Below are 14,360 nucleotides of genomic sequence, written 5' to 3' on the forward strand. Positions count from 1 at the left end.
AGTTTAAAATTCAATTCTAACTTTTTTATTCTCCGATTTCTTTCAGAATTTTATTCATTTCCCGAATGGTTAAACCAGTATATTCCCGGATTAATTCTACTGAAGTACCTTTGGCAAGCATTTTTTTGGCGATTTCTTTACTGTTCTCTTTTGCCGCTTTTTGTGCAGCAATCTCCATTTTCATTTGAGTCAAATCAGTCTTGGTGGTGTCAATCAGTTCCCACACACCGCTGTTTTTGATTGCATCCATCAAGCCATTGTCTTCGAAGCTGAAATAATCGGTTTCGGTGATCACCAAATGGTCAATGACCTCTATTTTCAGAAATCTTCCGGCTTTGTAGAGGTAATCTGTCAAATCTTTGTCTTCTTTCGACAGGTCGGTTCCTCCGCTCGGATGATTGTGCACTAAAATGGCCTGTGTTGCCAGTTTGTAAATCGCCATTCGGAAGGTATCGGAAGGATTCATGTTTACCCGGTTCTGTTGACCAAGTGCTAATAATTCAATAAACAAAATGCGGCTTTTGTTATCCAGTCCGATGATCCAAAAATGTTCCTGTTTTCTGCTAATCCTATTTTCGCGCAATAGAACTTGTTGCATGATGTTGTATACATCCTCCGAATTGGCAATTTTAATCTTCTGATCTTTGGTTAACCGAACGTTCATGGAATAAATTTAAGCAAATAGTTTTGTTCCCGTAAATTTAGGATTATTTTGGTTTGGATAGGAGGGTGTATCTAAAAACAGCTGCTTCTTTTGTATTTGTGAAAACGAAGATTTCGTGAATAAAGAAATCAATTTTGATTCAGTGTACAACGCCGAAAAGGCGATCGTTTAGACGACCACCTCTTCGGGTTAAGATTCGTTTGCTTTTTCGGCAGCTTTTCTTTTGTCAACAGCACTTTGAGCTTTTGCTGTTAGCGAACCTTTCTCGGTTTTTCCGTTGTCAGTTTTCTGAAGTCGTTTTACATCGTCTTCGGAAAACTTTGTTTTGTTGTTTTGATCCATATTTATATGGTTTTTAAATAAATAATTGAATCAAATGTATGCAGTGGAAGGATTGCTTAATAAGCAGAATTGTTAGGATTTGTTAAGGATTTTCGGGTGTTCTTAGTTGGTGGTTTCTAAGGCTTAATTGGAAAGTTTTGGTGAGTAAATAAATACTTGTTTATCCGGAAAATACTCAACTAGCCACAAAACATTCCCGATGATGCCATTTCAGATTTTCAACGGATGGATAGTAATCCGGATTGGCAGGAAGCAGAATCTGTTTTCCATCAAACTGACCAAGCGAGTAGGGAGAATCATTTTCCGAAATTGCCCCGGAAACTTTCACCAAATAGTTTTCCGTAATGGTGATCAATCCGCGGTCATATGCACGGTGTAAATTGGGAGACAAAGCAATTCCATTAGTGATCGTATCGTCTTTTGAAAGAGCGAAAGGAATGAGGTGACAGGCATCGATCATTTGAGCGTTGGTGGAAGATTCAATCCGCATTTCAGAAATAGCACATTGATACCCATAGATTTTCGGCACTTCCCGTTTAAACATTCCTCCGCGCACAAAAATCTCTTCTTCAAATTCCTCTTTTGAAAGCGTTTCCTTTAGTTCGTTGATACGTTTCTTATAGACAAGGGCATCTTCTCGCAGAATTTGTGTTTCGAGTTCTGTGAACAGATCCGGTTTGAGCGAGTGGAATTGTTCTTTGGTTTCCTGGAAGTATTGATCTAACAAAGCTTCTTCCATAACCGCCAGTTGGATAGGGTCTTGCATCAACGCAAAAACATTGGCGTCCAACTCCGCAAAAGCTACGCTTTCTTTCAGCGCATTCAAACTCCGGATGCTGTTGGAAGAGGTAACCGGAATAACTATCCCACTATAAGTAACGAGTTTCCAAAAAGGCTCGGATTTCATGTGGTAGAAAGGCAAAGCAAAATTCGGAATGTGAGGTGTAACAACCAACCTGCTCCAAATGGATTTGAACTCCAAGACCAACTCGGGTGTAATGGCAATTCGGTTATTGCTGATCTCTCCTTTTCGAACCAACTCCAGGATTGCTAAAAGCAAGATCGGCTTGTGCGGTGCACCGCCGTATTTGTAATCGCGGCGGAGGTGGGAGAAGAAGTGGAGGGGGTGGGGCATGGGATTAAATTGGTGCTCTATCAGGTGTTGAAATAAGATTCTTTTCCCACGAAGAGATGTCACAATTCGGATAAAACTTTTTAACCGTTTTAATCAAAGTGTCTGCAAAATCTTCTCGGATATTTTTCACTACAATTTCTGAGAATTGCTCCAATTCTAGCATCGTGATCTCATAATTTCGAACGCCGAAGTGCATGTAAGACCATCTTGATTCGCCTGGCTGCATTAGCTTAAATTGAGGTTCGTCTCTTAAGAAGTTCTCAATATCCTGATACCTTTCTTTGTCCTTTCTGTTCAATTCCAAGATAAGTTTGTAACGCAATTCACCATTTAACAATGGAGCTGTAACGATTGTCATGTAAATATCGATGTTATTATCTGCATCCCAAAAATTTCTCCAGTCTAGTGCATTTCCATAATTCTGAAGACCAAGTTTATTAGCGATTAACTGGAATTGATCATTTAAAAAACTGTGCGCTGCAACTATCGTTTCCTGAACTTTAAGGATTCGGTTAGCATGCTGAAAATAGAATTTTGATTGTTCGTCCATTTCGTAAGATTTGGTTAAGTGATCTATTGTATTTACAAAATCAGTAATGTAAGTGTTGACCCGTGGAGAAAGACCAAAAGGGATTCCTTTTGATTTGATTTTATTGATCCATTCTCCATGGGTAATGTTTATGAATTTCCCCTGAACGTTTTCCGGAATTGAATGCTTTTCAAGAGTGAGTAATATTCCTACTTTCTTATCATCAATGGCTTTTACATGATCCCAATAATCCATTAAATCGTTATGAAGCCAATGATAGATTTTGTTTTCTATAATCAGGTATTCATTTCCAAGTTTATCAGATATTAAGATGTCTAACCGACCATTTGCTGTTTTTACTTCGCATTCGGCAAATGCTTCACCAAATGAAAACTTTAGGGTGCTTTTTTCTTCTACTAGTTCCAATAATGAACTCATGAATAATTCACTTACGAATGGTTCCTTTGAGTTTATGAAATAAGCATAAATGGAACTGTTTATATTCTCGTGATGTGATTTACGAATGATTTCCAGAAAACCATCCGGGGATGGAACGGATTCCGGAATATTTAAGGATAGGAGGGATGTGAGTTCTGATGTCATAGTTATTTCAATTCTTTTAACTCGTTTTCAAATGCCTTTAATATGATATTTCATTTAATAAATCCTATTATTTGTTGGAAATCCAATCGTAATTGTGCTGATAAATGAGAGTTACAAATTGTACGTTTGGTGTTTGCAGGAAGTTATTTATGGTTAGTTCGTTGGCTTTCATTGGTGTTTTGTTTTAATGGTATGCTGATAGCTGAAGGTTTTCACTACAAAACTGTCTTTGAAACACGAAACCCTGCCATTTTTTTTGGTGGCTGTTATACCCCATTTTTTATTGTCAATATTAAATAAATTAGTCCAGCAATTAAAGCAAGTTTGCAATACTTTAGGGTCAAGTTGTAGTGCTTGAACTTTAACTGACAAATTTTTGAATTAATGAAAATTTGCGAATCAATGTCATCATCAAGAGTGCTTGAATTTGCGTTTGTCGTTGTCTGTTGGTCAGTCTGAAAATCAGAAAAACTTCTGTTTGCAATTGTCTCAAAGAATAAAACGGAATTTGTTACAAGTCCTCGTTCTTGAAAAATTTTCGGATCAAGCCTTGCTCTCAAAGTTGAGTAAGCATTATACAATGAGATTATTATGGAAATCAGGAAAGTATATAGGCTTACCCCTTCAATAAATCTAAAAAATGATTGACATCCGAAATTAGCAAAAGTCAATTTGTATGATAATGTAACGACCAAACGGCCAGCATAACTGCTTGCGAATATTATTGTCAGAATAATTCCTTGAAGTGTCAATAAATATGAAACTTTACTATCGCAATTTGTCACCCAAAAATTAACTCTGTCTAAGTTTTTGTATTTGTCTTCTGTTGTCATAGATTACACGGAGATATAATTTGTTGTTCATTTAACCAGTCATTCATATCAGTTCTTACCATTGTTGAGTGGTAATTATTTTCTAAGTAATTATGAGTAAAGTATGATTGATATTCATGAGTACCATTTCCTTTTCCTTGAAGGTCACTATAGACATCATCAGAAATAACTATTGTTCCATTAGCATTTTTGCTTCCTTTTGAACATAATTTACTGGCGTTGTTAACTACACCTCCCATATAAATTACATCATTTATTCCACTTCCCTTGAAACCTGCAAGAATCATTAATGCATCGCCTTTGTCAATGCCAATTCCAACTCTTATTGGATCAATACTTTTTTTACAAAGCTTGTAATTTAATGTATTAATAATTGAACAAGCAGCATAAGCAGCGTGGAATACTTCAGAAACATGATCCTTTACTTTAGCATTGTAAATTGCCCAAACGCTGTCTCCAACGATATTTATTTCTTTGCAGTTTGGAGAACTTTGAAATAAAGCAACTATTTCTGAAATATATGCTCTATAAATCTTGGCTAAAGTTCTTTTCTGATATTTGGCTGGCAATGTTGAAGAATCGCGAATGTCAATAAAAATTGCATAGCATTTGAAATAGTATCCATTTGAATATGAAAGCGTATCACTATTTGGAACAGTGTCAACTTGTTCAAAAGTTTCTGCTGAATCTAAAATGTCTTGCAGCCTGTCAAAACTGGCTTTAAAATCGTATGCTTTGTTTGTCGTTACTTTCATATTTAACCGTGTTGTATCTTTTGTCGTCCAACAGTGGCATATAAATTATTTATATGTACTATAAACTAATTGTAGCCGTTTATTATTTCTTTTCAATTCTAAAGTCTTGTTCTTAATTATATTTATTCCCCTTTCAAATAAGCTTCTCGATGTTCACTTATCCTCGGAACCTGAACAATCCGGTTCCCCCATTGTTCAGATATTACAATAGCAGTCACTTTCACCATTACAGTAACACCAACAAGAGCATTGTCATTGATCAAACACATCTGAAGATTATCTTTAAGTCCATTATCCATTCTGGAAAAACCATTAATGATCTTACCGCTTTTTAAGTAATAGTATTGTTGACCTGAATTTCGAAGTCTGAGATTTTCGTCCGTTAAAATGCAGTAATCAATGTCTTCGCCACTTTGGGCTACAGCCAAGTAGTTGGGTAAACCAAGTGCTAAAGCAGCAAGTGGATTATATCCGGTTAAACGGTTAACAATTGGTCGTGCAAGTTGTGTCAAATCATTCACCGCATTTTTATACGCTTCTTGTCCGGATTGATCTACTCCAATATAGTAACTCCAAACTTTGGTGTTTGGAGGAAGGTTGAAATTCAAAGTGGTTTTATTCCCATTCAAATTCCCGTTAGAGTGCACTTTTGCTGTTTGATCCATTACATTGACAACACTAGTATCTCTTCTAACCAGATAATTTTCATTCTTTGAATAGTAAGTAGTATCATAAAAAGTCTTCCAATAAACCTCCGAATTAAAATCTTTGGTGTATTCATTTAAGGGAATTCGCTGAATGTGGATTTTACAGATTTTCCCAAGCAGTCCCTTGTTTGTGAACCGGAATTTGTAGATGCCTTCTTTCGAAACCTGGAATTTTTTATCGGTTAGTTTTTTTGTTTCGTAATCTGTGAATTTGGTGAAGCTCGGGTATTCAGCTACCTCAACCTCTCCAAGGGATTTTCCCTTAATGACTTCAACATTCAACACAATCTCATCCCCCTCAGCAAAACCGAAATAAAATTCTTTTTCTTCCGAAATACCCAATTTTAAAGTGGATTCGATCAGTTCAACAGCTTCTTGGGAATACCCCCAAAAAGAACCGAATAGTAGCAGCGCAAGAGCAAATAGTTTCATCGTAATAACAGGTTTCCCTGCGAATCTAATCAAAGACATCTTTAGTTGATTCGATCATCCTCATTTTCAGTATTTACCACATTTTTGAAATGTGGTTTACCACACAAAAAAAACACGTCGGGGCGGAAAATTTTCCGCCCCGACGTGTTTCGAGAATTAGTTATCTCGATTGATTCTTATTGTTAATTATTGATTCTTCTTACTCCTTAATCAATTTGATCAAACCGTAAATTTCCTATCTTCCCTTCTAAAATCATCCACCAAATGAAAGTATTCAATTTCAAGTCCTTATTTATTGGTTCCATTTGTTTGTTAATCGGATTGCAGATAACCGGCTGCAAACCCGCTCCCAAACCCGTTACGGAAGAAGAAGCTTATGCTTTGTTGAATGAGGTGATTATTGATGATACTTTGGTAATGACCGAGGTTTATTACCGTTTTGCCGGCTTGGCTTTGTCTGATGAAATGAAAAAGGAATTCACCCCGGAAGAAGTGGAGTTTATGGAGGCGCAGATTCGTAAACCACTGGCTAAAGAATTAAAACCGCGAACGATTAGTTGGTTCCACAAGAATTACAAACCCGATCAGGATTTTGTGAAACCGGTTTACGAAGCGGACTCAGGATTCGTAACACATATGTCTTTCCCCATTATTTCACCGGATAGAAAGAAGATGTTGATCCATTGGACAAATGATTGCAATTGCATGCTCGGTGGTTCCGGAAGTGATAATCTTTATGTAAAGAAAAATGACCGCTGGAAACTGGTCAAGTCGTTTAACGGCTGGATATCTTAGTGGAATTTGGTTTACCACAATGATGATTCAGTCAGATTTGTAATTTTTCGGGTTGTCCCGGATGTATTGACAAATCCGGTAAAATGCTTCTGTATCTCGAATGATGCGGTCGTAATAATCCCGCTGCCAGACTCTATGTACGGTTGTGTATTTTCTCATCCATTTAGTTACTCCGGTTTTAAATCCGCGAATAACGGATCCGATTGTTTTGGACGGAGATTTGAAAAGAGATTGTTGATCCATTCGATCCAGTCGGGGCGAATCCCGTACATACGGGACGCCCCGACGACTGGATCGAATGGATTATAGAGAATTTCGATTACTCCATGAATACACGTACCCACAGTTTTTCAAAAAAAAGGAACAGCCCGCCGTAGCGAACCATCCCTCTCTTATTAATTATCCTTCTTTTACTGCTTGATCAACTTGATCAAACCGCTTTTGTTTCCGTTGGTGTATACCAGGAAATACAATCCGCTTTCCAGGTTGGATACATCCAAAGTCGTTTGTTGTTGAAGATCGATGGTCATCAACTGCTGACCTTTTAGGTTCGTAAGGGTTACCGTTCCTTCTGTCTGACCTGAAACCGTTACCGATCCGTTTGTTGGATTCGGATAGGCCGTTAGGTTCAAGGCTTCTTGTTCTTCGATTCCTGCAGTGGAAAGAGTCGTGAAAGAAACCGTTGTCCAGGTAGAGAAGTTTCCGTTTCCACAGTTGGTACGGATATGGAAATAATACGTCGTTGAACCCGTAAGCGCAGTTGCAGCGAATGTAGTAGTTGTCGTTGCCGTTCCGCTACCGGTTGGGTTCGTACTTGTTTGGTTGATGACATATTCGAACGTACTTCCCGTTTGAGCATTCCAGGCAAGGTTTGCTGAATGTCCGGCAATGTTTGAAGCTGTTACTCCGCTTGGCGCAACACAAGGCGCTACCAAAGTGGTGAAGGAAATCGTTGTCCAGTCGGAGAAATTTCCACCGCCGCAATCCGTACGAACGTGTAGGTAATAAGTCGTTGAAGGACTTAAAGTGGTTGCACTGTAGCTGGTAGCTGTAGTCGGAGTTCCGGCAGTAGCAGGATCCGTAGCTGTTTGGTCGACAAGGTATTCAAACGAGTTTCCTCCTTGGATATTCCAGGAAAGGTCGGAAGAATTATTTGTTGTGTTTGCTGCAGCCAATCCGGTTGGAGCCGCACATGGAGTCGCTAAAGTGGTGAATGAAATCGTTGTCCACGGAGACAAGTTTCCGCTTCCACAATCTGTGCGAACATGCAAGTAGTAAGTTGTCAATGGATTTAAGGTCGTTGCATTGAAAGTTGTTCCGCTAGTTACTGTTCCGGCAGTTGCAGGAGCTGTAGCTGTTTGGTCTACCACATATTCGAATGTATTACCACCTTGAGCATTCCAGGAAAGATCGGAAGAATTCTCGGTTGTATTTGCAGCAGTCAATCCTGTTGGAGCAGCACAAGGTGTTACCAAGGTAGTGAACGGAATCGTTACCCAAGGGGAGAAATTCGTTCCACTACAATCTGTACGGACATGTAAATAGTAGGTTGTCAACGGACTAAGTGAAGTCGCATTGTAAGTTGTCAATGTGGTTGGTGTTCCGTTAATGATAGGATCAGCCGCGATTTGATCAACGATGTACTCAAAGGTGTTGCTTCCTTGTACATCCCATGAAAGATTGGAAGAGTTGTGAGTGGTGTTCGAAGCTGTCAATCCGGTTGGAGCAGCACAAGGAGTTATCAATGTCATGAACGAAATGGTAGTCCATGCAGAAGTATTTCCCTGAACACAGTTGGTGCGAACATGCAAATAGTAAGTCGTTAATGGCATCAATGTCGTTGCATTGAATGTTGTTCCTGTTGTTGGAGTTCCGGCAGTTGCAGGATCCGTTGCTAGTTGGTTTACCACATATTCATACGTACTACTTCCTTGTGCAGTCCATGACAAATCGGAAGAGTTATGTGTGGTATTCGAAGCTGTCAATCCTGTTGGTGCAAGACATGGTTCGATCAAGGTAGTGAACGAAATGGTAGTCCACGCAGAAGTATTTCCCTGAACGCAGTTGGTGCGAACATGTAAGTAGTAAGTTGTCAATGGCATCAATGTAGTTGCATTGAATGTTGTTCCGTTGGTAGAAGTTCCCGCTGTTGCAGGATCAGTAGCTGTTTGGTTTACCACATATTCATACGTGCTGCTTCCTTGCGCAGTCCATGACAAATCGGAAGAGTTATGTGTGGTATTCGAAGCTGTCAATCCTGTTGGTGCAAGACATGGTTCGATCAAGGTAGTGAACGAAATGGTAGTCCAGGCAGAAGTATTTCCCTGAACGCAGTTGGTGCGAACATGCAGGTAGTAAGTTGTCAATGGATTTAATGCAGTTGCATTGAATGTCGTTCCGTTGGTAGAGGTTCCCGCTGTTGCAGGATCAGTAGCTGTTTGGTTTACCACATATTCATACGTGCTGCTTCCCTGTGCAGTCCATGACAAATCGGAAGAGTTATGTGTGGTATTCGAAGCCGTTAAACCTGTCGGTGCAAGACATGGTTCGATCAAGGTAGTGAACGAAATCGTTGTCCAGGCAGAAGTATTTCCCTGAACACAGTTGGTGCGAACATGCAAATAGTAAGTTGTCAATGGATTTAAGGTCGTTGCATTGAATGTCGTTCCGTTGGTAGAAGTTCCTGCTGTTGCAGGATCAGTAGCCGTTTGATCTACGACATATTCATACGTGCTGCTTCCTTGCGCAGTCCATGACAAATCGGAAGAGTTATGTGTGGTATTCGAAGCAGTTAAACCTGTTGGTGCAATACATGGTTCGATCAAGGTAGTGAAAGAAATCGTTGTCCAGGCAGAAGTATTTCCCTGAACACAGTTGGTGCGAACGTGTAAGTAGTAAGTTGTCAATGGATTTAATGCAGTTGCATTGAATGTCGTTCCGTTGGTAGAGGTTCCCGCTGTTGCAGGATCAGTAGCTGTTTGGTTTACCACATATTCATACGTGCTGCTTCCCTGTGCCGTCCATGACAAATCGGAAGAGTTATGTGTGGTATTCGAAGCTGTTAAACCTGTCGGTGCAATACATGGTTCGATCAATGTGGTGAACGAAATCGTAGTCCAAGCAGAAGTATTTCCCTGAACACAGTTCGTGCGAACATGCAAGTAGTAAGTCGTTAATGGATTTAATGCAGTTGCATTGAATGTTGTTCCGCTTGTGGAAGTTCCCGCTGTTGCAGGATCAGTAGCTGTTTGGTCTACGACATATTCATACGTGCTGCTTCCTTGCGCAGTCCATGACAAATCGGAAGAGTTATGAGTTGTATTCGCAGCCGTCAATCCTGTTGGTGCAAGGCAAGGCGCGATTGGTGTTGTGAAGTTAACCAATACCCAATTCGAAAAAAGACCTCCTCCACAATTTTGACGAAGGTGGAAGTAGTAAGTCGTCGATGGTGATAAAGTTGAAGAGCTGGTTGTTACTCCATTAATTGCTGTTCCCGCACCTGCAGGATCCGTTGCAATCTGATCAAGGACATATTCAAAGTCATTCGATCCCGCAGCATCCCAGTTGAAATCAGCACTTGTTGCAGTTACATTGTTTTCAGCAAGGTTGGTTGGAACGGAACAAACAGGCGCAGCTGGTGTAGTGAACGAAATCGTTGCCCAGGAAGAAAAATTACTTCCGCCACAGTTGTTGCGAACATGCAAATAGTAAGTCGTTGATGGGTTTAAAGGGGTAGTGTTGAAAGTGGTTCCGGTAGTTGCTGTTCCCGCTCCTGCAGGGTTAGTTGAAACCTGGTCAACCACATATTGGTAACCGGATGATCCGGAAACGGCATTCCAGCTTAAATCTGCTGATGAAGCTGTTAAATTGGAAGCGGTTAAACCTGTCGGAGCATTACAAACCGCCACTACTGATCTTACTTTAATATTATTCAATCCGATTAGAGGAGAAGAGCCTGATCCTGCCCCACGATCTGAAGCGAAAGTAAGCGTAAATGTAGCATTGTTTGTTAAGTTCAGCCCTGTAAGAGTTATCGTAAGTTGGTCTGGACTACTTTGACTTGTTCCGCTGTTAAAAGTCCAGGTAAGACCTGAAACGGATCCAAGAGAAGATGTTACCGTCCAGTTTGGAGTTCTTGAAACGCGGTTTACAATTTGGAAAGCGTCGTAACTTATTTGTAGTGAAGTAATAGTTGTTCCTGTTGTGTTTTGGAAGGTTCCTGTGATAGAACAGCTGGTAGCAGGAGAGGTACCACTAGGTTGATATCCGAATCCGGCACCGGAGATTGCATAAACACCACCTGAAGTAGAGGCGCTTGTACCCACATAATTGGCTCCGGTTCTCGTGAACCCGCTTGGGAGCGTTCCATTCCACCCGTTGAGGTTGGTATTAAAATCAGTATTATGAGCTGTAATACTTACTTGAGCAAGTCCAGTCTGCCAAGCTCCCAAAGTAAGGAAGAGCAAACAGATCTGAATCATTGAAAAGAATTGTTTTTTCATGTTTAGAATTTATTTGTTTTAGATTATGTACCGGTTCTTAGCGCAGTAGCTCGAAGAATCCGGTTTCGTTGTAGTTCTTGTTGTCTGTACCCGTAGCGGTTACCTGGTAGAAATAAGTTCCTTCAGCGGCTTGGTCTCCGTTGATGGTACCATCCCATCCTTTTTCAGGGTCTTCCATGGTGAGAATGACATTCCCCCATCTGTTCAGAATTTGGAGGTTGTATCGCTCAATCCGTTCCGCCGCAACGATGAATTGATCGTTCTGATGATCACCGTTTGGAGTGAATATATTGGGGATAATAAGCGATGAAGGAGTTGGAATGTCGATTACCTCAATAGTCAGGGAATAAGTGGCAGAACATCCGGCTGCATTTGTTGCAGTAAGTTCCACATTGTATTGACCGACTTGTGTGAAAATATGGGAAGGGGAAGAAGCCGTTTCCGCAGAACCATCATCGAAATTCCAGTTGAATGAAACCGCACTTGGGTCACTGGTATTGGTAAAGTCTACTGCTAAAGGAGCTGTTCCGGTTGCAGTACTAACCGTAAACGAAGCCGAAATGGAGGAAATAGTTATGGTGGTCGTTGCGGTAGTTGTTCCACAAGAATTAGTTGCCGAAACGGTATAGATTCCGGCACTGGTTACTGTAATCGTAGCACTGGTTTCTCCTGTCGACCAGAGATAGGTGCTTCCTCCTGTAGCTGTAAGTGTTGTTTGTTGTCCGGCACAAAAAGTAGTTGATCCGGAGATTTGAGTGACTGGAAGAGGGATTTGTGTAACAACTGTTGGAGCAGATGTCGCTTGTCCACAACTGTTGAAAGCAGTGACAGTATAGTTTCCGGATGTTGTAACAACGATGGAAGTACTTGTAGCACCATTCGACCAGAGATACGAATCACCACCGGAAGCTGTCAATGTTGTTTGTTGCCCTGCGCAGAAAGAAGTGTTTCCTGTAATCTGCGGATTGGGTAATGGATTTACGGTAATAATTGTTGGAGCAGATGTTGCTTGTCCACAACTGTTGAAAGCAGTGACAGTAATTGATCCGGCCGTTGTAACAACGATGGAAGTGCTTGTAGCGCCATTCGACCAAAGATACGAATCACCACCGGAAGCGGTAAGAGTTGTTTGTTGCCCTGCGCAGAAAGAAGTGTTTCCTGTAATTTGAGGATTGGGCAATGGATTTACGGTCACAATTGTTGGAGCAGATGTTGCTTGTCCACAACTGTTGAAAGCAGTGACAGTAATTGATCCGGCCGTTGTAACAGCAATGGAAGTGCTTGTTTCTCCCGTTGACCAAAGATACGAATCACCACCGGAAGCTGTGAGCGTGGTTTGTTGCCCGGCGCAGAAAGAAGCGTTTCCTGTAATCTGGGGATTTGGTAGTGGATTTACGCTCACAATTGTTGGAGCAGATGTTGCTTGCCCACAACTGTTAGTAGCAGTAACCGTATAGTTTCCGGCTGTTGTAACTGTGATGGAAGTGCTTGTTTCTCCCGTTGACCAAAGATACGTGTCGCCACCGGAAGCTGTGAGTGTAGTTTGCTGTCCTGCACAGAACGAGGTCGTCCCCGTAATTTGCGGATTGGGTAGCGGAAGGATGTTGATCTGTTGCGATACGGAATTCGATCCGCAAACACCTGTAAGTGTAAGAATATAGTTTCCAGCCGTCGAAACGGTGATGGATTGAGTCGTTTCTCCTGTTGACCAACTATTCCCGGATGCATTGTCTGAAGTCAAAGTGACGGAACCTCCCGGACAAAAACTGGTCGGACCACTTGGAGTGATGCTTGCCAATGTGGAAGCATGGAGGGTTACGATATGCGAATCGGAAACAGTTCCACAAGAAGTAGTTGTAGAAACGGTATATGTTCCGGCTGCTGTAACTGAAATAGACTGAGTTGTTTCTCCATTGGGAGACCACACATTTCCGGAAGAATAACTGGATGTTAGTGTAATGGTTTCGCCGTTGCATAAAGCTGTAGGTCCTGAAATCGTGACAGGAGTTGGAGCCGAAAGAATCGTGACAGAAATGGTTTGAGGAGTTCCTGTATTTCCACAAGGATTGGAAGGAGTGACAGTGAGTGAATAAGTTCCTGCGGGAGCCGTTCCCCAATCAACCGTCATGCTTGATGATCCGGTTGTGCCATTTGCAGTGGTAAAAGACGCCCCGGCAGGTAATCCGCTCCAGGTATAGGAAATTCCGGTTTCGGGTGTAACACTGTAATTTTCAGTGCTTCCGAAACAAACAGAAGTGTTCCCTGAAATAGGTGATACGACTAAAGATCCGTTCAATTGAGGCGCAGTGAGCTTTACTTCGTCAATAAATAACAATTCATCCGCACGATTCGTTGTGACACTTACAACAAAGTAAAATTGAGAAACACATGGAGGAATTGTCCAGGTATAACTGTTTGAAAGAATGCTGAATTGCGCATTGTTGTTACCCGAAGCTAATGTGATAGATCCCTGAGAAACACCATTGTGAAAAGCCGTAAAAGTCAGGTTTTCACCTGCATCCCATCCCGTTCCGTTACAAGAAGGGAAGCGGTTTCCCCAATTAAAAGTAAGTGTGCGAGAGGAAGAATTACTGGAAGAAATATCCAACGCATTGAAGGTGAAAGTTCTCGGTGTACTAGGACCATTTCCGCTTCCGCCGGCCCAACAGTTTCCACCTCCCGTATTTCCGCCAACAACCAGAGAAGTTGTTCCCGTTACTTTATTGGGTGCTTGCGTAGCTTCTGATATAGCTAATGCAGCAGCTCCGGTAGAAGTGAATCCCCAAGGATCACCAACTTCACCACCTTGAAAACCTAATGTAATTTGAGCAGAAACAGTTCCCGAAAGAAACAGGAAAAAGAAAGATAAAATAAGGGTTGAAAGTGGATAGTATGAACGCTTTTCGGAAGTGCAAAATGGATTCATTTTATTCGATTTACTAATAATTTAGCACAAAGGTAGATGAGTGATATTCCATGTGGATTAAGAGCATAACAAATAAGCATTAAATCACCTTTAAAATGTTTATTATCAAACATTTAATCGTTTTAGTTTTTAAGAAA

Annotated in this window: 11 protein-coding genes; 1 reads left to right on the forward strand and 10 read right to left on the reverse strand. The window is 41.0% G+C overall.

Features of this window, described 5'->3' with window-relative positions; translation table 11 throughout:
- Window positions 1–25: 25 nt before the first annotated feature.
- The 7 genes from AAG807_RS14825 to AAG807_RS14855 form a co-directional block, all read right to left on the reverse strand.
- The gene (locus AAG807_RS14825; RefSeq protein WP_341905528.1) at window positions 26–664 is read right to left on the reverse strand and encodes a JAB domain-containing protein; all 639 of its coding nucleotides are present in this window, start codon (window positions 662–664) and stop codon (window positions 26–28) included.
- 189 nt (window positions 665–853) lie between these two features.
- Window positions 854–1,006: a hypothetical protein gene (locus tag AAG807_RS14830; RefSeq protein WP_341905529.1), complete on the reverse strand. Its 153-nt coding sequence runs from the start codon at window positions 1,004–1,006 to the stop codon at window positions 854–856.
- 175 nt (window positions 1,007–1,181) lie between these two features.
- On the reverse strand, window positions 1,182–2,141 hold the full coding sequence (locus tag AAG807_RS14835; RefSeq protein ID WP_341905531.1) for an HNH endonuclease: 960 nt from the start codon (window positions 2,139–2,141) through the stop codon (window positions 1,182–1,184).
- Between the two features lie 4 nt (window positions 2,142–2,145).
- Window positions 2,146–3,273, reverse strand: coding sequence for a PD-(D/E)XK nuclease family protein (locus tag AAG807_RS14840; RefSeq protein ID WP_341905534.1), 1,128 nt, complete (start codon window positions 3,271–3,273; stop codon window positions 2,146–2,148).
- 266 nt (window positions 3,274–3,539) lie between these two features.
- On the reverse strand, window positions 3,540–4,106 hold the full coding sequence (locus AAG807_RS14845; protein WP_341905536.1) for a hypothetical protein: 567 nt from the start codon (window positions 4,104–4,106) through the stop codon (window positions 3,540–3,542).
- Window positions 4,103–4,861 (reverse strand): adenylate/guanylate cyclase domain-containing protein, encoded by a 759-nt coding sequence (locus AAG807_RS14850; protein WP_341905538.1) that lies wholly within the window; start codon window positions 4,859–4,861, stop codon window positions 4,103–4,105. Before AAG807_RS14850 ends, AAG807_RS14845 begins: the two co-directional genes overlap by 4 nt.
- A 122-nt stretch (window positions 4,862–4,983) precedes the next feature.
- Entirely contained in the window at window positions 4,984–6,039 is a 1,056-nt protein-coding gene (locus AAG807_RS14855; RefSeq protein WP_341905541.1) for a hypothetical protein, read from the reverse strand.
- A gap of 225 nt (window positions 6,040–6,264) precedes the next feature.
- Here AAG807_RS14855 and AAG807_RS14860 point away from each other — a divergent pair, with 225 nt between their 5' ends.
- Window positions 6,265–6,795: a hypothetical protein gene (locus AAG807_RS14860; RefSeq protein ID WP_341905544.1), complete on the forward strand. Its 531-nt coding sequence runs from the start codon at window positions 6,265–6,267 to the stop codon at window positions 6,793–6,795.
- Between the two features lie 27 nt (window positions 6,796–6,822).
- Here the strand turns inward: AAG807_RS14860 and AAG807_RS14865 are convergent, their stop codons facing one another.
- From AAG807_RS14865 to AAG807_RS14875, 3 genes are all read right to left on the reverse strand, one after another.
- Entirely contained in the window at window positions 6,823–7,038 is a 216-nt protein-coding gene (locus AAG807_RS14865; protein ID WP_341905546.1) for a hypothetical protein, read from the reverse strand.
- 167 nt (window positions 7,039–7,205) lie between these two features.
- Window positions 7,206–11,297, reverse strand: coding sequence for a T9SS type A sorting domain-containing protein (locus tag AAG807_RS14870; protein ID WP_341905550.1), 4,092 nt, complete (start codon window positions 11,295–11,297; stop codon window positions 7,206–7,208).
- 37 nt (window positions 11,298–11,334) lie between these two features.
- Entirely contained in the window at window positions 11,335–14,223 is a 2,889-nt protein-coding gene (locus tag AAG807_RS14875) for a gliding motility-associated C-terminal domain-containing protein (protein WP_341905553.1), read from the reverse strand.
- Window positions 14,224–14,360: the final 137 nt, after the last annotated feature.

The sequence above is a fragment of the Fluviicola taffensis DSM 16823 genome, assembly GCF_943372375.1.
GTDB classification, from domain to species: domain Bacteria; phylum Bacteroidota; class Bacteroidia; order Flavobacteriales_D; family Crocinitomicaceae; genus Fluviicola; species Fluviicola taffensis_A.